Genomic DNA, 17,413 nt, shown 5'->3' with positions numbered 1-17,413 from the left:
ATGAGCAGCGGGGGAGTGGATGATCCCACGAAGGTGATTGGCACCGACGGCTACACCGCGTTCGACCGCGAGCGCTGGGCGACGGAGCCGCCGAAGACCAGCACGCGCACCGCGTTCCAGCGTGATCGCGCCCGCGTCATCCACTCCTCGGCGTTCCGCCGGCTCGGCGCAAAAACCCAGGTGCTCGTGGCCGGCACCGACGATTTCGCCCGCACACGGCTCACCCACACGCTCGAGGTGGCGCAGATCGGCCGTCAGATCGCCGAATCCCTCGGTGCGAACCCCGACGTGGTCGACTGCGCCTGCCTGGCGCATGATCTGGGTCATCCGCCGTTCGGCCACAACGGCGAGCGCGCGCTGGCCTCGCTGGCCGGTGGCATCGGCGGGTTCGAGGGCAATGCGCAGACCCTGCGTCTGCTCACCCGGCTCGAACCGAAGTTCTTCCTGCCGGACGGCCGGTCCGCCGGCGTGAATCTGACCCGCACGTCACTCGATGCCGCGGTGAAATACCCGTGGACGGCGGCCGACGCACCCCTGCGCGCGGACGGCACGCGCAGTCCGAAGTTCTGCGTGTACCCGGACGATCTGCCGGTGTTCCGATGGCTCAAACAGGACGATCCCGACTGTGTGAAGCCGTCGGTCACGGCGAAGCCCGTGGAATGTCAGATCATGGATCTGTCCGACGACATCGCGTACAGCGTGCACGACGTGGAGGACGGCATCGTCTGCGGTTCGATCGACCCCACGCTGCTGCACGACGGTCATGTGATCGACGCGATCGTGGAGTCCACACGGCAGTGGTATGGCGAAACGTGGGACGGTGACGGGCTGGTCCGCGCGTTCGGCCGATTGCGTGCGGCCGGCATGCTGCCCGAACGGTTCGATGGTTCGCGTCGATCGCTGGCCGTGCTCAAGAATCTCACCAGTGCGCAGATCGGCCGGTTCGCCGACTCGGTGGAACGCGCCACGCGCGAACGGCACGGGCACGGTCCGCTCACGCGGTATCACGCGTCGCTGGTCATTCCCGAGGAGACGTCATACGAGATCATGGCGCTCAAAGGCGTGGCAGTGCACTTCGTGATGGCGCCGCGAGAAAACGACGCCATGCATCGGCGTCAGCGGCGGATCATCGAGGAACTAGTCGCCGCGCTGATGGACGGCACGACTACGGCGGACGGCGGTCGCAAGCCGTCGCCGCTGCTCGAACCCGTGTTCCTCGACGACTGGCGGCACGCGTCCAACGACGGCGAACGACTGCGCGTGGCCATCGACCAGGTGGCCAGCCTCACCGACACCTCCGCCCTGACCCTGCACCGGCGGCTGCACGGGTAGCGGGCGTGTGGATACATACATGACTGAAGTCGATGGTCTGCGCTGGCGTTTGCAAGGGTAGTGCGGGCGATCAAGGTGTGGGAGCTCTTGGCATGACATCGGGGCGGTGCGGGTGTGAGCCCTCCCTCAGTCACGCTGCGTGTGCCAGCTCCCTCCCTCGGAGGGAGCACGCGGGTTTTCTCTGTGCTCCCTCCGAGGGAGGGAGCTGTCGGACGCAAGTCCGACTGAGGGAGGGCTGTACCCCTATCACCCTCAGGGAGAGGACTCACGCCACTGACCTAACCCAGGGAGAGGCCGTGCACTGGCCTCGTCAGGGGAGGCCTCACCCTCTCGGTCATCCTCAGGGGCGGGCTCATACCCCCAACGCACCCGATGCCACTCCGCCGACAATCGGAACCCCACCGCCGAGTAGACTGGGGCGTTATGCCGGGATTGATTCTGAAAGAAGACATTGAGAAAGTACGCGCCGCAGCCGACCTGTACGACATCGTCTCCGCCGACGTCACATTGAAGCCGTCGGGTTCCGGCACCTACATGGGCCTGTGCCCGTTCCACGACGAGAAGACGCCAAGCTTCTCCGTACGCCCCGGACTCGGCGCATGGCACTGCTTCGGCTGTGGTCTCGGCGGCGACGTGTTCAAATACGTCGAACAGTCCGAAAACGTCGGATTCGCCGACGCCGTGGAGATCCTCGCCGACAAATACCACATCGAACTGCGTTACGACTCCAACCAGCCGCAGCAGAGGCAGGGCTCCAAACGATCCCGACTGCTCGAGGCCAACGAGGCCGCGCAGAAGTTCTTCGTCTCTCAGATCATGAGCAAGGAGGCGCTCGCCGCGCGCAAGCTGCTCGCCGGTCGCAACTTCTCGCAGGCCGACTGTGAGCGTTTCGGCTGCGGGTACGCGCCGCAGGGGTGGGACAATCTGGTCCGTCATCTCGCATCCAAGGGCTTCACGCAGCAGGAGATGCTCGACGCCGGTCTTGCCCGTCAGGGCCAGCGCGGCGTGTACGACTACTTCCGCGGCCGCGTGACGTGGCCGATCCGCGACGCCACCGGCCGTGCGCTCGGCTTCGGTGCACGCAAACTGTTCGACGACGACACGATCCAGGCGAAGTACATCAACACGCCCGACACCACGCTCTACCACAAGAACCAGGTGCTGTACGGCCTTGATCTGGCCAAGGCGAACATCGTGAAGAAACGTCAGGTGGTGATCGTCGAAGGCTACACCGACGTGATGGCCTGCCATCTGGCCGGCGTGGACACGGCCGTCGCCACGTGCGGCACGGCGTTCGGCAACGAGCATGCGAAGATCGTGCGTCGTCTGATCTCCGACGACAAGCTCGGCGCATTGCAGCTGATCGGTCCGGGCAAGAACCATACGTCGCGCGTGGTGTTCACGTTCGACGGCGACGCGGCCGGACAGAAGGCGGCGCTGCACGCGTTCGGCCTTGACGGAGCGTTCCTGTCGCAGACGTTCGTGGCCGTGGCCGACAACAATCTCGACCCGTGCGATCTGCGTATCCAGCAGGGGGATACGGCCGTGCGGCGTCTGGTGGAGAATGCGTCGCCGCTGTACGACTTCGTGATCAACGCGGCGATCGACCAGTTCGGCACCGAGTACACGACCGGGCAGATGGGTGCGGTGAAGGCCGTGGCGCCGATCATCGCGCAGATCCGCGACCGTTCGCTGGTCGACATGTACGCGCGCAAGGCGGCCCGCCGCATCGGCGTGGACCTGGACGTGATGATCCGCGAGGTGCAGACGGCGCGACGTCGTCTGCGTGTGCGCGACGAGGATGCGTATGCGCCGCGCGGCAACCGGTATGGCAACAATGGCGGCGGTGATCGGTTCGGTGACGGCTACGGCGATGATCGAGGTGCGGTCAGTCCGGCCCGGCGTCGTCAGATCGAACATCAGGACGCGCTCATGCAGGGCTACTACCGGGTGGATGATGCGGTGTTCATCTGCGAACAGCAGTTCATGGGGATTCTGATCCAGGTGCCGCGCGCGGTGAACCGTGACCTGTTCTCACGACTGGACGAGGAGAGCTTCACGACGCCCGTGTTCCGGTCGCTGTATCAGGCGTTGGAGACGGCCGGTGGTCTGCCGCCGGACGAGACGCCGCAGGGTCTGTGGCTGCACAATCTGTCGAAGGCGGCCGGGCCGATGCTTGAACAGGTGATCAATGAGCTGGCGGTGATGCCGCTGCCGTTGCCGAATCTGGACAAGGGCGGTGCTGGCGGTTCCGGTTCGGGTTCGGGGGCGAACGGGGGAGTGCCCGGTCCCGATGGTCCGATCGACCCGCAGGCCAACGGCGCCGCGAACCCGTTGCGTCCGGCCAGCGAGGCCGAACGACAGTATGCGTCGGAACTGCTGGTCCGTCTGCTCGACATGGCGTGCATGCGCAGGATCGCCATGTGGAAGCGACGCATGAACCTGCTGCCGGAGGGCGAGGAGAAGTTCCGTCTGCTCGGCGAGATCACCAAGCAGGAGGCCTCCCGCAAGAACCTCCAAGCCGAAATCTACGGCAACACCGTCGGCTGAGTTTTTCCATTCGCCCGGCTTCCTTCCGGGGCGGCCCCATTCCCATTCCTGACTTCCCCTTGAGGGGAAGCTGTCTGCGTAGCAGACTGATGAGGTGAATCGCCGTAGGCGAAGCAATGTGTCGGCGTAGCCGACTCAATCTGGAATCGGCCACGCCGATCCGTGTTCGTGCCGTCTTTGACGGCGGTCACCTCATCAGTTGGCCTTCGGCCGCCAGCTTCCCCTCAAGGGGAAGCATATGGCTACGTCCTTTGGTCCTTCGCTGAGGGGAGCCTAAGGCGCTATCGGGCGGTGATGGAATTGGCTTCTACTACGGTCACGGGAAGGGTGATCTGGCGGCTTTCGGCATATGGGTCGCCGGTGCGGTCCTCACCGCGGGCCGTGATCTGCGCGAGCAGGTTCCTTGCCGCCTCGCGGCCCAGGGCCTGCGGATCCTGCTCCAGCAGGTAGATGCCGTCCTGCACGTACTGCGACCAACGCCAGTCGTCGAAACTCACCAGACCGACGTCGTTCGGGAAACGAACCCCCAATGTCTTCAATGCGGCGAGGATATCGAACAGCAGCGGTCCCATCAGCGACACCAGCACGGTCCGACCGTTGAGATGGTCGAGCGTCGTACGGATCCGTCGCTCAAGCCAGTCCTGATCATGCGAATCGGCCTCGACCGGCACCATGAGCACATGCCGCTCCTCGGCTGCCCTGGCGAATCCGGACACGCGCGCCGCCTGCGCGGAGATCTCACTGCGCGTGCGGCTGAGCACGACGATGTTGTCGTATCCCATGTCAGCCAGCGTCAGTCCCATGCGACGGCAGGATTCCTCGTTGTCGGCCACCACCTTGGCCACGCCGTCCGGCTGGTCGGCGCACTCGCGGTCGACCATGACCAACGGCGTGCGCGACGAAATGATCGGCTCGTAGGCGGCGAATTCGCGCGCGTTCGGCTGGACGATCAGCCCGTCAACCTCCTGCGACAGGAGCCGGTTGATCTCGTCGTGCTCCTGCGTGGCGGAATTGTTGGCGTTCATGAGCATCACGTCGTATCCGGCCGGCTGCAGCTGCGCGTAGATGCCGCTGAACAACAGCGAGGAGAACACGTTGGAGATGTCGGCCACGATCACGCCCACCACGTGCGTGGACTGCTGACGCATGCGCCGGGCGGAGGCGCTGGGCCGGTACTCGAGTCGGTCGACAGTCTCCTGAATGCGCGCGCGGGTGGCCGGGCTCATCTTGCCATAGTTGCCGTTGATGAATCGCGAGACCGTGGTCACTGAAACCTGCGCCTCGCGTGCGATGTCGGCGATGGTTACCTTGGCCATGATGCTCCTTCTTTGCGGGCGTTCGGGGGTCTCTAGTGCGAGTCTAATGCGTTTCCTCCAGTCGTCCGACGTGTGTTTTCGAAAAACGGCAGCAAATCGCGGCAACACGCCGGATTGACATGATTTATGACTCAGGTATATCTTTGGGGTATCGATACACCACAACGAATGCAAAGAAGTTTATCAACGTTAGGGTATCGATAACCTAAGTTTTGGTCGGTCGACGACAACGCGGTGACGCGGTGGGATCGCCCGGCCGGCCCACGACAACCAGATATTCACATCGACCTTCCATCAAAGGAGAGCATCATGGCCGAGTTTTCCATCAAGAGCTTCGATCTGACCGACAAGGTCGTCCTCATCACCGGTGGTGCCAGCGGACTGGGCCAGTACTACACGCAGGCCGTGAGCAAGGTCGGCGCCGACGTGTTCATCGTCTCCTACGACCAGCAGGGCTGGGAGGAGACCCGCGCCGCCGTCGAGGCCAACGGACGCAAGGCCGTCTTCATGCTGCAGGACATCACCGAACCCGGCGCCGCCAGGAAGATCGTCGACCGCGCCATGGAGGAGTTCGGTCGCATCGACGTGCTCATCAACAACGCCGGCATGCAGCGTCGTCACGACCTCATCGACTTCCCCGACTCCGACTGGAAGGCCGTGATCGAGCTTAACCTCAACGCGCTGTACTACCTCTCGCACGAGGTCGCCAAGATCATGATCAAGCAGAACAGCGGCAAGATCGTGAACATCGGATCCATGCAGTCCTACCGCGCCGGCAAGTTCATCTACCCGTACGCCGCCAGCAAGCACGCCGTCATGGGCCTCACCCGCGCCTACGCCGACGCGCTCGCGCCGCACAACATCCAGGTCAACGGCCTGGCGCCAGGCTACATCAACACCCCCATGACCAAGGCCCTGCAGGAGGATCCGGTGCGCAGCGTGGAGATCCGCGAGCACATCCCCGCCGGCCACTGGGGCGAGCCCAAGGAGCTCATGGGCGCCATGGTGTTCCTCTGCTCCGCCGCCTCCGACTACATCAACGGCGTGATGCTCCCCGTCGACGGCGGCTACCTCCTGCGCTAGGCGCACTCGAGGGCAATCCCTTCCGCACCCTTGGCTCCCCTCTCTGAGGGGAGCTGTCGACGCAGTCGACTGAGGGGAGCCCTGCCCGTACCCCTATCCGTCCGTACTCCCTCAGTCTGTATGGAATCGGCTGTGCCGATCCGTGTCCATGCCGTCCTCGACGACGGTCACCTCATCAGTCAGCCTTCGGCTGCCAGCTTCCCCTCAAGGGGAAGCCAGGAAGCATCTATTCGTTCAATCATCCATCACCCAGAGCTAGCAAAGGAGCTGACTCATGCCTCTGGTCATCGTGGCCTGCGCCGTCGCGGTCCTCATCTTCCTTATCGTCAAACTCAAGCTCAACACGTTCGTCTCGCTGGTCATCGTCTCATTCCTCACCGCACTCGTTCTGCAGATCCCGGTGGACAAGATCCCCACCACCATCGAGACCGGCATCGGCGGCCAGCTCGGCCACCTCGCCGTGATCTTCGGCTTCGGATCCATGCTCGGCAAGCTCGTCTCCGACTCCGGCGGCGGCCATCGCATCGCCATGACGCTGATCAAACGATTCGGCCGCAAGCACATTCAGATCGCCGTGGTGCTCGCTTCGTTCATCGTGGGCATCGCCCTGTTCTTCGAGGTCGGCCTCGTGGTGCTGCTGCCGATTATCTTCGTGATCGCGCGCGAACTCGACATGCCGCTCATGTTCCTCGGCATCCCCATGGCCATCACCCTCAACGTGGCGCACGCGTTCCTGCCGCCGCACCCCGCGCCCACCGCCATCACCTCCACGCTCGGCGCCAACATGGGCCACGTGCTGCTCTACGGCATCATCGTCTCCATCCCCACCATCATCGTGGCCGGACCGCTGTTCAACTCGATGCTGCACAAGTTCAGGCCCGACCTGTACCACACCGACGTCGAAGTGACCGCGCTCGGCGAATTCAAGGAGTTCAAGGAGGAGGACACCCCCGGCTTCGCGATCTCCGTCATCACCTCCATGATGCCGGTCATCCTCATCGCCGTGGCCACCATCTGCTCGTTCGTGCTGCCCGAAGGCAACGTCGTCAACGAGGTGATCCAGTTCGTGGGCGCGCCCGACGCCGCCATGCTGCTGTCCATGCTGTTCGCCGTGTGGACCATGGGCCTGGCCCGCAAGCGCACCATGGCCGACATCGCCGGCAGCATGACCGAATCCGTCAAGCAGATCGCCATGATGCTGCTCATCATCGGCGGTGGCGGCGCCTTCAAGCAGGTGCTCGTCGACGGCGGCATCTCCGACTACATCTCCACCATGTTCTCCAACATCAACATGCCGCCGCTGATCGCTGCCTGGCTCGTGGCCGCCGTGCTGCGCGTGTGCCTCGGCTCCGCCACGGTCGCCTCGCTCACCGCCGCCGGCCTGGTGGCCCCGATGGTCGCCATGTCCGGCGTGAACCCGGCGCTCATGGTACTGGCCGTCGGCGCGGGCTCCGTGATCGCCGACCACGTGAACGACGCCGGCTTCTGGATGATCAAGGAGTACTTCGGCCTCTCGCTCAAGGAGACGTTCATGTCGTGGACGGCCGCCACCACCGTGATGTCGGTGATGGGCCTGATCTCCGTGCTCACGCTCTCCCTGTTCGTGTGATCGCCTCGACGACCACCTGATATGCGGCTGTCAGATCCGGCAGCCGCATTCTTGCGTTCGCGGGGCTCGTGGACGGCAGGGGAGTCATGGGGACGTCGATGCCCGCGCTCGCAAGATGCGGCGCGCAGAGTCTTCGATACAGCTGTGCCGCTTTGCCTCCGGTCGTGAATACATGCGCGATGCGCGACGCTCGGATGATCGGTGCAAGATCGTTCGGCACGGCGTTGCGAATCGACGAATCACTGGCGCCCACGATGTCGCATTCTTTGATCACATCCCACAGCGCGAACCGGTGTTCCAATGCGAACTCACGCCGTGCCTCCGGTTCGGCGGCCGGCGTCGGCTCTCCGAAGAGCGCGGCCATCACCGGCCAGAACCGGTTCTGCGGATGCATGTAGTAGAACGACGCCTCACGCGACTTCGGACTCGGCATCGAACCGAGGACCAGCACGCGCGAATCCGCATCCCACACCGGGCCGAATCCGTGGGTCACGTGGAGAAGAGGGGAATTTGGATGAGTGGCCATGGTGTCTAGCGTAATTGCGGTTCACAAATCGAAGAAACCTCGGGATGAGTGTTGAAAATCCGCGGCATCATTTCCGCATCTTCGATTTGTGAACCGCTTCTTCTGAGGCGTTGTCCGTAAACGTTCCCTATTGGTGCTTTTTATTCGGATTCTTTCAAAAATTCCGAGGATATGTTCGATTCTGTGCGTGTTGTGGTTCTTGAATCTGAAGAATGGTGGAATTGCGGTTCACAAATCGAAGAAACCCGTAAAACGTGGTGATATTTCAACGGGATTGGTTGTATATTTTCGATTTGTGAACCGCTAATGGCGTTTATGAGGCTTGGCGTGAATCTTCGCGGTGAATCGCGTCGACTCGATCTTCCACACGGCCACGCTCGCCGCCTGCTGCGGGGTGAACGGAATGTCCGCAGTGCCCATCTGCTGCTCCATGAGCAGCTGCAGACCACGGATCTTCTCATCCACGTCGGTCACGATACTTGCCGTACCGTTGCCGATCACCGACTTGAACGCCTCGCCCCAATTGCACCACGTACGTCCCTCGATGATCTCCCGATCCGTGTTCATCTCGAACGCCACCGGCAGAGCATTGCCGGCCGCGAGCATCGCGTCGTACTTGCGACCCTCTGGCGCGGAATGCATGTAGAGGGTTAACATGCCGGTGTCGACGGGGGTGCCGGTGTCGTCATCGAGCTTTTCGGCGTCGTATGTGAATCCGAAGTTCATCGGCACGATCGTCAGCCCTTCGGCGTCCACATACGACACATGCACCACGTCGCAGTGCCGCACGATATCAAGCATCTGAGCGATATCGGTCACCTCGCGGTCGGCGCGACGCATACGACGGTGCTCGCCGGCAACGGTCTTTTCATCATGACGTTTGGCGGGCTTATGCAGCGCCGCCAAATCCTCGGGACGTTCATCGGTCATGACCGCCACTGTAGTCGCCGTCTGTAACGGCGAACGAGACGATTCCGGCTGCCGGCAGGCCGTAATCGTGTCCCATCGTGTCCGGGGTGGTGAGATGATGCTGACGTTCATCGGGGACAGATCAGGGACGAAGAGGCCCGATCAGGCCCAAGTCATTGAATTCCCAAGATGACGAGGCCCCTGAAACCTAGTGGTTTCAAGGGCTTGGTGGTGACCCCGGCCGGGTTCGAACCGGCGACCTACAGATTAGAAGTCAGTTGCTCTATCCAACTGAGCTACGGGGCCGAAAAGCAACGAGTAGCCATTGTAGCAACCTCATGCCGTTTTCGCCATGGCGTGAGTCGTAGCGGCCGCGGGATTTTGCAAAACCAGTGCAACAGGATTCCTCATGGTCCGTTCCGTCCTACGATGAGGGATGCACGTCTCCGCCCCTCAAGGCAATCAGCGCAGGGGGTGTGAGCGATGCGCAGGATGTGGATAGTATTGTAGGTTGGCGTCGTGAGCCGGATCGGTCACGACGACGAGAGGGAAAAGGGTGATGACGACATGCAGTTGAATATGCTGGCCAGCTTGACCACGGAACCGGCGGGAACCCCCGTCGAGCCCGTTACCGGACAGATCGTGCCGCAGAACGGCGCGACCAGCGACATCGTATACGTGATGTTCCACGGCTACGGCAACGACGAGCATGAAATGGTCCGCATCATCACCGCGGTGGATCCCGGCTGCGACTACATCTCCGTGCAGGGCCCCATTCATCGTCAGTATCTCGGCGGTCACGCCTGGTACAACAGCACCGACTGGGACGACATGCAGATCCAGTCGCAGTGCTCCGCCATCGGCGACCAGGTCGTCGGCATGCTCGACTCGTCGGCGCTCAAAGGCCGCCGCAAGGTGCTCGTCGGCTTCTCCCAGGGCGGATATCTCGCGTACCGCATCCTCGCCGACCATCCCGATATGTTCGCCGCGGCCGTGCTGTTCGCCCCGTCGTTCCACGACGCGCAGGTACGATTCGCCGAACCGACCCGTCGTCCCAAGGTATTCCTCGGCTACGGCAGCCTCGACCAGCAGATCCCCGAAGAGCAGAAGTCCGCGATCCGTGCCTCGCTCGCCACGTTCGCCAACGTGGAGGAGCGCGCCTACCTCGGCATGCGCCACGACGTGTGCGACGCCGAACTCACCGACGTCTACCGTTTCCTCCAGTCCCTGCCGCGCATCTGACCGTATCGTCGCCGTCTCCGCCGCCCCGATATACCCGATATACCCAAGACCGGAGTGCGAGGTCTCCGCGTGATTCGTCATCGCGCATCCGCCGGTGGTTTCCGCCCATCGTCGTCATTCGGCGATTCGATACGATCGGATTGATATGGTCAAAACAAATGGATCGGACTGATCGGAGGGCGTGCGCATGAACTGGCGATCGGACGTATATGGGCGCGGTTCCGGCGGCAATCCCGGCGGCAACTTCGGAAGCGCCTCCGGTGGCGGCAGTTTCGGTGGCAGTTTCGGCGGCAGTCTGAGTGATGACGACGGCTATTACGACGACGAATACAACGATTACGCGAACGCCGCGAATACCGTGCATTCCGCCGACGTCGATTCTCCCGCCTACGGCCACCAGTCCGACGCCGTTCCCGAATATGAACTGCGCGATCTCGGCGGCACCGCCTTCTACCGCGCCTACGACGTCATCACCAGCGGGCGCATGCATAGTCTGCGCTGCGACGTCGACGCCGACGGCGACACCGTCATCTCCGCGCTCGTCCACAGCAACGCCAGCGGCCGCGACGACTACGCCGTGCACGCCGCCATCGACGAAACCACGCACGAGCTGACCGACTCTGCCTGCACCTGCCCCGCTTACGGGGTCTACAGCAAAATCTGCAAACACGTGGTTGCGCTGATCATGCAATACAACGATCATCCGCAGACGTTCACCCAGATCGGCGACCCCACGCAGACGAAAACGCATCACACCTCACGACTGCTGCAGCTCTACATGCGCCAGCGGGAACACGAGACGGCACTGCGCGCGCACGAACAGCGGCTGAACCTGCTCAAACAAGTCAGCGCGCTCGCCGAATCCAACGGCGACGCGGCAGGCACGGCCGGTTCGGCAGGCTCACAGGGCACCGTCGATGCCAGCCGTCACATGCCCATCGGCAGCGTGAACCTGCGCCCCTGTCTGCACCCATCCAACGACGGATGGCGTCTGAAACTGCGGATCCGCATCCCCCGCAGCGGCGTCGAATACACGGTGAAGAACATTCGCGCCATGCTGAACGCCATCCAGCACGGCGACTACCTCTACTACGGCAAGAAACTCGGATTCGTGCACACGCGCGACTCGTTCGACGACCGTTCCCGACAACTGCTCGACATGCTCACGCAAGCGCTCGCCATCCGTACCGCGCTTGGTATCTACGAGTCGTACGACAGCTACTATTACCGGCGCAAACCCACGTTGGGTGAGATGGATCTGGTCGCCGACGAGGTTGTCGAACTGTTGGACATCTATCTCGATTCCAGGGAGCACATCGACTATATTCCCGTCGATTCGTTCGGTTCGACGTCAGCTTCCTCTCCGGCCTCCTCGTCGTTCCGTGAGGCAATCGACGTCGCCGTGATCGACGGTGATCCGGATCCAGGCATCACCGTGCGCGAGGCCGATTCCGGCGACGGCTATGTGATCGACCACACCACGTATTTCGACCTGCTGGTGGAGGGGCGGAACGCGGCCTACGTCGTCGTGCGGCAGACCGCCGAAACCTACCGTCCGGTATTCCGCAAGTGCAGCGCGCAGTTCGTCAAGGACTTCGACATGCTGTCCATTCTGTGCAACGACGCCGATCATGGACTATTCCTGAGCCGCGATGATCTGGACATGTTCGGCCGCACGGTTCTGCCGTATCTGGGCACGAGCGTGACCGTGAACGCGGACGGCACGACCTCCACGCACGGCATTCCGGCCGAACTGCCGAGCGACCTGCTGCGGCGCAAACGCCTGCCCTGCGTGATCGAAATCTATCTGGATCGCGACCGCGACGGCATCAGCTGCGACGTGCAGGCGCGGTACGGCGACCAGCGGTTCCACGTGTTCGCCGGCATCGCGCCGGGCGACGCGACGCGTGACCCCAACACCGAACGGCTGGCCGTGGAGGCCGTGCTGCACTACTTCCCGCAGCCCGACGACGTGGTGGCGCGCATCCCCGAATCCGACGACGACGCCATCTACCGGTTGCTCACCGAAGGACTGCCGGTACTGCGCGGGCTCGGCGAGGTGTTCTCCACGCCCGCGTTCGACGGGCTGACCGCCGCGCCGCGGCCCACGATTCGCATCGGCCTGTCCGTAGCATCCGATCTGGTGCGTATTTCGCCCATCGCCGACGAGATCGATCCCAAGGATGTGCCGGCCCTGCTGAACAGTTACCGTCGTAGGCGGCGGTTCCATCGCCTGTCCACCGGCGCGTTCGTTGATATCCGTGACGTGGACGCGAGTGCGGTCGACGAGGTCGCCGCCGATCTTGGCGTGCCCGCCGCCAGTTTGGATGCGGGGACGCTGGAAGTGCCGGCCTATGAGGCGTATTACCTCGACCATCAGGCCGATGACGACGACAAGAGCGCGAGTTTCACGGCGTATCTGGATGGTCTGCGCGTGATCGACCCGTCCACGTATACGGTTCCCGCGTCGCTTGCGGGTGTGCTGCGTCCGTATCAGGTGGAGGGCTTCCGATGGCTGAGTGCGGTGTGCGACAAGGGATTCGGCGGGATTCTGGCCGATGAGATGGGTTTGGGCAAGACCGTGCAGATGCTGTCGTTGCTGGTGTCGCGGCATGGGCGGGGGAGTGCCGGAACGAGTGCCGGGGAAGGTCTGGTTGCAGGCGATGGACGGTCGGCCCACGTCGACGGTGCAGATGTCGATAATGCTGAGGCCGTCGGAGGCGACGCTGGTGGTGTCGACTCCGGCATTGGCAATGTCAACGCTGTTGATGGCGGTGCCAAGCCCAATGTCAGCGTCAATGTCAGCGTCAATGTCAATCTGATCGTCTGCCCGGCGTCGTTGGTTTACAACTGGCTTGCCGAATGCGGCAGATTCGCGCCTGAACTGCGTGTGGTGGCGGTCGCCGGCACCAAGGCCGCACGCCGGTCGATGATCGAAGCGGCAAAACGCGGCGACTACGACGTACTCATCACGTCATACGACCTGCTGCGCCGCGACATCGCCGAATACGACGGAATCGACTTCGATGTGATGACGCTCGACGAGGCGCAGTACGTGAAGAACCACGCCACCAAGGCATCGCAGGCAGTGCGGTCGATTCATGCGCGGCATCGGTTCGCGCTCACCGGCACGCCGATCGAGAACCGGCTGAGCGAACTGTGGAGCATCTTCGACTTTCTGATGCCCGGCATGCTTGGTTCGTACGCGCACTTCCGCGAACGGTTCGAAATGCCGATCCTTGCGGGCGACGAGAACGCGCAGGGCAAGCTGCAGGCGTTCGTCGGGCCGTTCATTCTGCGCAGACTCAAGGCCGACGTGCTCGCGGACCTGCCCGACAAGATCGAGAACGTGATCACCGTGCAGCTTGCCGGCGAGCAGCGACGGCTGTACGCGGCGCTTGAGCAGCGGCTTCGTGACACGCTCACGAGGCAGAAGGACAAGGATTTCAACGAGTCCAAGATCCAGGTGCTGGCGCAGCTGACCCGGTTGCGGCAGGTGTGCTGTGATCCGCGGCTGGCGTTCGGTGAGCGGGACGAGGTCGTGGAATCCGCTTCGGAGTCCTCGTCTGGTGAGCGAACCTCGAGTTTTGTGGTCAATGCCGACGGTACGCCGGCTACAGAGCCTGCGGTATCCCGGTCGGAGAGGGGTTCCCGGGCCGTGACCAAGGCCGCGAAGCCGAGAAAAACCACAAAACCCAGTTCTGCGAAGCTCGACGCCATCGAGGAGCTGGTGTCGAGCTGCCGCGACGCCGGCCGCAAGATGCTGATCTTCTCGCAGTTCACCAGTTATCTCGACCTTATCGCCGAGCGATTGCGCGCCGACGGCGTCGACTATGACGTGATCACCGGCGCCACGCCCAAACGCAAGCGCCTCGAGCTGGTCGACGCATTCAACCGCGATGACACGCCCGTCTTCCTCATCTCGCTCAAAGCCGGCAACACGGGCCTCAATCTCACCGGCGCATGCGTGGTGGTGCATGCCGACCCGTGGTGGAACGCCGCGGCGCAGAACCAGGCCACCGACCGCGCGCATCGCATCGGACAGACGCAGGATGTGAACGTGTACCAGATCGTGGCCAAGGACACGATCGAGGAACGCATCCTGAACCTGCAGCGCACCAAAACCGATCTTGCCGCCCGGTTCGTCGACGCCGCATCCACCGGCGGCAACGCCATCGGCTCCCTCACCAAGGACGATCTGCTTCGTTTGCTGGGATGACGGCCGTCATTGGACACATTTGGCGAATATGGCTGAAGATTTCGTTTGTGCGGTGTTCTTCAGTCATATTCGGTTATTTTGTTATTTCGCCGCTCCACTGTTCCACCGTTCCTTGGTCTGGGATTTCCATTCCTGCTCACGAGGTTCATGATTATTGGCACCGATTCGCAAACGTGATCTGGATTACATTCCCCGGTATTTGAAGGTTCCAAACGTGACCTGCATAACGTTTTTCATGAAGTTCGTATGCAACAGATGGAAAATTGTTGCCATGTGATAATCAGGTTCTTATAGTCGCAGATGTCAGTTGGAAATCGATTCCAATTGCAGCAACCATATACAACGTATAAGGAGAAGAAAAAATGAAGTTCGGTAAGATGATGTCTCTTGGTCTGGCAATGTCCGATTTCGCCGCCAGCGACTACGTGAACGGTGAGACCCTGAAGACCATGGCCTACGTCGCTCGTCAGCTCGACGAGGAGAAGTGATTCGTCGATTCGCCTCCTGCGAATCATGAACGATCGCTTCGGAATCATAACGATTCCAGCATTGCGCAGTATTGCAACTCATTTCCAATCAGCGAAGAAGATGCGGCCAACGGCGTCCGTGTCCTGTTCCTTGTTCTTCATTCCTTAATTCTTTGCAGATTTCCCGCGTGATGGGTTTTCGCGGTGAAAATAATCATGTGGCGGCCGGCCGGGGCGGTAATCTTCGAGTTCTGAAGTTATTTCGGAGCATTGCAGACATCAATCTCCAAATTCTGAAGTGACGATGACGGATATTCAATGTATGGACGCTGCAATTCCAACGGTTGTACTTCGGTTTTGATGATTTGATACTTCAGAACTTGGAGATTGGTGGTTGCAACGTGGCCAAATCACTTCAGAACTTGGAGATTGCGCGTTATGCGGGCTGCTCCGGGTGGCTGCGTTCGCCAGGCTCCGCGAAGGCCTTGGATTCATGAATTGCGGTCATGATGAGGCGCGTCCGCAATCACACGAATCGCCCTTCGCAATCACACGAATCGCCCTTCGCAATCACACGAATCGCCCTTCGCAATCACACGAATCACCCTTCGCAATCGCCGAATCACCCTTTGCGTTCACTCGTATTTCGGATCCGCCTTGGCGTTGTCGAAGATGAGAACGCGGTCGAAGCTGTTCTGGTCATTGCCCCAATAGGTGAGCAAAAGATGACGTCCCTCCTGCCCCGCCTGCTGCTCGATCGTGGTGCGCTGATCCCAGTCGGTGGTGATGGTGAGAGTCCTCCCGTTTTCCGTGCGGAAATGGAAGTCGGCGTAGATGGTGATGGAACCATCATCCTCGTCGGTCTCCTCGCGATGCTCCACGCCCTGATAGGTGACGGGCACGGTCTGCGGCCCGGCGATTGCCGTCTGTATGGGGCCGATCAGCATCATCACGGCGAATATGGCCACGATGATCGTCCAGATCGGATGCCGTATTCCATTGTCACGTATCTCGGTATCGATCTCGTCCTTCGGCAACGGAACGCGTTCCCCCGTGTCCTGTTCCAGGACCGTTGTCCGCTTGCTAAGGCGACGCAGCAGCATGCGTCTGCCGGTCGCGTGCACCAGTATCCACACGACGATGCATGCGAAGACCAGCCCCAGTGACATGTTCTTGTACACGCCCTGCCTGCCGAATGGTAAGGAATTGGCCGCTTGAATGATCAGCATGGCGATGATGCCCAGCATGACGACCGCGAGTATGATGTTGAAGATTCTGAACGGCTTGGGATTGAGTGTTCTGATCGTCGGTTTGGGCGGTTCGGAGCTGTTGTCTTCGGCATGCTGAGTGTCAGCCGTGTTGGATGCGCCGTCGGCATTGTCCGTGCCGCTGCCGTCATTGTTTCCCGCCGACGCGAACGCCCGGTCCATCGTCTCGTCCAGCTTCCGGTCTAGCTCCGGATCCCAGGTGGGGTCGGCGATCCGATGCCGTTCGTCGGCCGTGGCCGGCACGGGATGCTCCGGATCGGGGCGCAGCGCCACGCAGATGAACGGCTTCTCATACCACGTCATGATCACGTACGTGCCCGGCGTGATGAACTTGTCCCACATCATGCCGTCTCGGAACGCCGACTGCGGAATCCGTTCGAGGCTGTACAGAATCTCACCGTCGTCCAGACGCATGGTGTGCGTCACGTGCGTCACGGTGTCGCCATCGGAGTCCTTGGTCTGCGTTTTCTTGTACTCCCAGATTATGCCGTGCGCCGTGCGTGGCCCCTCGCGCAGCAGCATGATATACGTGGCGAGCTTGTACAGACAGAAGCACAGCAGCGCGAGAAAGATGACGATCGCGCCGATGTCGCCGACCGTGTTTTTCATCCAGGCGTAGAAGGCCGGCCTGAGCAGATCGTAGACCGCCTCCCACAGCATCCACAGTGAAAGCAGGATTCCGAAGCCCGCCGCCATCATTCGTATGATCAGCCGGTGCATCCCCAGTGACTCCTCTCGGCGACGTTGACGATTGCCGTGTTCGGCACGTTTCCGATTCCAGTATTTCGCGTGCCTGTGGAGCGGGGGAGGGGCTTCGTGGGGGATTCGCTCACTGTTCATCGTCCGGATTCGCTCTGTTCACCGATTTCCGGTGGGGTGCTGGGGTATGGGG

Annotated in this window: 11 protein-coding genes and 1 tRNA gene; 7 read left to right on the top strand and 5 right to left on the bottom strand. The window is 61.9% G+C overall.

Annotated elements, in window-relative coordinates; translation table 11 throughout:
* Both D2E23_RS10345 and dnaG read left to right on the top strand, forming a co-directional pair.
* Window positions 1–1,332 carry a deoxyguanosinetriphosphate triphosphohydrolase gene (locus D2E23_RS10345; RefSeq protein WP_126030831.1) on the top strand — a complete coding sequence of 444 codons (1,332 nt, stop codon included), beginning with the start codon at window positions 1–3 and terminating at the stop codon, window positions 1,330–1,332.
* A gap of 423 nt (window positions 1,333–1,755) precedes the next feature.
* On the top strand, window positions 1,756–3,882 hold the full coding sequence (dnaG, locus tag D2E23_RS10340) for a DNA primase (RefSeq protein ID WP_126030830.1): 2,127 nt from the start codon (window positions 1,756–1,758) through the stop codon (window positions 3,880–3,882).
* A gap of 281 nt (window positions 3,883–4,163) precedes the next feature.
* On the opposite strand, the gene D2E23_RS10335 is transcribed toward dnaG, so the two are convergent.
* Window positions 4,164–5,198, bottom strand: a complete 1,035-nt coding sequence (locus tag D2E23_RS10335) for a LacI family DNA-binding transcriptional regulator (protein WP_126030829.1) — start codon at window positions 5,196–5,198, stop codon at window positions 4,164–4,166.
* A 309-nt stretch (window positions 5,199–5,507) separates the two neighbouring features.
* Between D2E23_RS10335 and D2E23_RS10330 the strand changes: the two genes are divergently transcribed.
* Window positions 5,508–6,281, top strand: coding sequence for an SDR family NAD(P)-dependent oxidoreductase (locus D2E23_RS10330; protein WP_126030828.1), 774 nt, complete (start codon window positions 5,508–5,510; stop codon window positions 6,279–6,281).
* 274 nt (window positions 6,282–6,555) lie between these two features.
* Window positions 6,556–7,890, top strand: a complete 1,335-nt coding sequence (locus tag D2E23_RS10325; RefSeq protein WP_126030827.1) for a gluconate:H+ symporter — start codon at window positions 6,556–6,558, stop codon at window positions 7,888–7,890.
* Here the strand turns inward: D2E23_RS10325 and D2E23_RS10320 are convergent.
* The 3 genes from D2E23_RS10320 to D2E23_RS10310 all read right to left on the bottom strand — a co-directional run bounded on the left by D2E23_RS10320 (window position 7,868) and on the right by D2E23_RS10310 (window position 9,631).
* On the bottom strand, window positions 7,868–8,416 hold the full coding sequence (locus D2E23_RS10320; RefSeq protein ID WP_126030826.1) for a DNA-deoxyinosine glycosylase: 549 nt from the start codon (window positions 8,414–8,416) through the stop codon (window positions 7,868–7,870). The genes D2E23_RS10325 and D2E23_RS10320 overlap by 23 nt on opposite strands.
* A 303-nt stretch (window positions 8,417–8,719) precedes the next feature.
* On the bottom strand, window positions 8,720–9,346 hold the full coding sequence (locus D2E23_RS10315) for a pyridoxamine 5'-phosphate oxidase family protein (protein WP_126030825.1): 627 nt from the start codon (window positions 9,344–9,346) through the stop codon (window positions 8,720–8,722).
* A 208-nt stretch (window positions 9,347–9,554) separates the two neighbouring features.
* Window positions 9,555–9,631: transfer RNA gene (locus D2E23_RS10310), tRNA-Arg, on the bottom strand.
* A 261-nt stretch (window positions 9,632–9,892) separates the two neighbouring features.
* On the opposite strand from D2E23_RS10310, the gene D2E23_RS10305 reads away from it, so the two are divergent.
* The 3 genes from D2E23_RS10305 to D2E23_RS12000 all read left to right on the top strand — a co-directional run bounded on the left by D2E23_RS10305 (window position 9,893) and on the right by D2E23_RS12000 (window position 15,274).
* The gene (locus D2E23_RS10305; RefSeq protein WP_126030824.1) at window positions 9,893–10,567 is read left to right on the top strand and encodes an alpha/beta hydrolase; all 675 of its coding nucleotides are present in this window, start codon (window positions 9,893–9,895) and stop codon (window positions 10,565–10,567) included.
* 187 nt (window positions 10,568–10,754) lie between these two features.
* The gene (locus D2E23_RS11885; RefSeq protein ID WP_126030823.1) at window positions 10,755–14,786 is read left to right on the top strand and encodes a DEAD/DEAH box helicase; all 4,032 of its coding nucleotides are present in this window, start codon (window positions 10,755–10,757) and stop codon (window positions 14,784–14,786) included.
* A gap of 362 nt (window positions 14,787–15,148) precedes the next feature.
* The gene (locus tag D2E23_RS12000) at window positions 15,149–15,274 is read left to right on the top strand and encodes a hypothetical protein (protein ID WP_276313592.1); all 126 of its coding nucleotides are present in this window, start codon (window positions 15,149–15,151) and stop codon (window positions 15,272–15,274) included.
* A gap of 614 nt (window positions 15,275–15,888) precedes the next feature.
* On the opposite strand, the gene D2E23_RS10295 is transcribed toward D2E23_RS12000, so the two are convergent.
* Window positions 15,889–17,241 carry a hypothetical protein gene (locus D2E23_RS10295; protein ID WP_126030822.1) on the bottom strand — a complete coding sequence of 451 codons (1,353 nt, stop codon included), beginning with the start codon at window positions 17,239–17,241 and terminating at the stop codon, window positions 15,889–15,891.
* Window positions 17,242–17,413 lie beyond the last annotated feature (172 nt).

The sequence above is a fragment of the Bifidobacterium callimiconis genome (genome assembly GCF_003952005.1).
Classification (GTDB): Bacteria; Actinomycetota; Actinomycetes; order Actinomycetales; family Bifidobacteriaceae; genus Galliscardovia; species Galliscardovia callimiconis.
Note: the sequence above shows the minus strand (reverse complement) of the source record. Positions and strands in the feature narration are given on the sequence as shown.

Coding starts and splice junctions, on each gene's coding strand:
- D2E23_RS10345 (WP_126030831.1), top strand. CDS start 1: ATGAGCAGCGGGGGAGTGGATGATCCCACGAAGGTGATTGGCACCGAC.
- dnaG (WP_126030830.1), top strand. CDS start 1,756: ATGCCGGGATTGATTCTGAAAGAAGACATTGAGAAAGTACGCGCCGCA.
- D2E23_RS10335 (WP_126030829.1), bottom strand. CDS start 5,198: ATGGCCAAGGTAACCATCGCCGACATCGCACGCGAGGCGCAGGTTTCA.
- D2E23_RS10330 (WP_126030828.1), top strand. CDS start 5,508: ATGGCCGAGTTTTCCATCAAGAGCTTCGATCTGACCGACAAGGTCGTC.
- D2E23_RS10325 (WP_126030827.1), top strand. CDS start 6,556: ATGCCTCTGGTCATCGTGGCCTGCGCCGTCGCGGTCCTCATCTTCCTT.
- D2E23_RS10320 (WP_126030826.1), bottom strand. CDS start 8,416: ATGGCCACTCATCCAAATTCCCCTCTTCTCCACGTGACCCACGGATTC.
- D2E23_RS10315 (WP_126030825.1), bottom strand. CDS start 9,346: ATGACCGATGAACGTCCCGAGGATTTGGCGGCGCTGCATAAGCCCGCC.
- D2E23_RS10305 (WP_126030824.1), top strand. CDS start 9,893: ATGCAGTTGAATATGCTGGCCAGCTTGACCACGGAACCGGCGGGAACC.
- D2E23_RS11885 (WP_126030823.1), top strand. CDS start 10,755: ATGAACTGGCGATCGGACGTATATGGGCGCGGTTCCGGCGGCAATCCC.
- D2E23_RS12000 (WP_276313592.1), top strand. CDS start 15,149: ATGAAGTTCGGTAAGATGATGTCTCTTGGTCTGGCAATGTCCGATTTC.
- D2E23_RS10295 (WP_126030822.1), bottom strand. CDS start 17,241: ATGCACCGGCTGATCATACGAATGATGGCGGCGGGCTTCGGAATCCTG.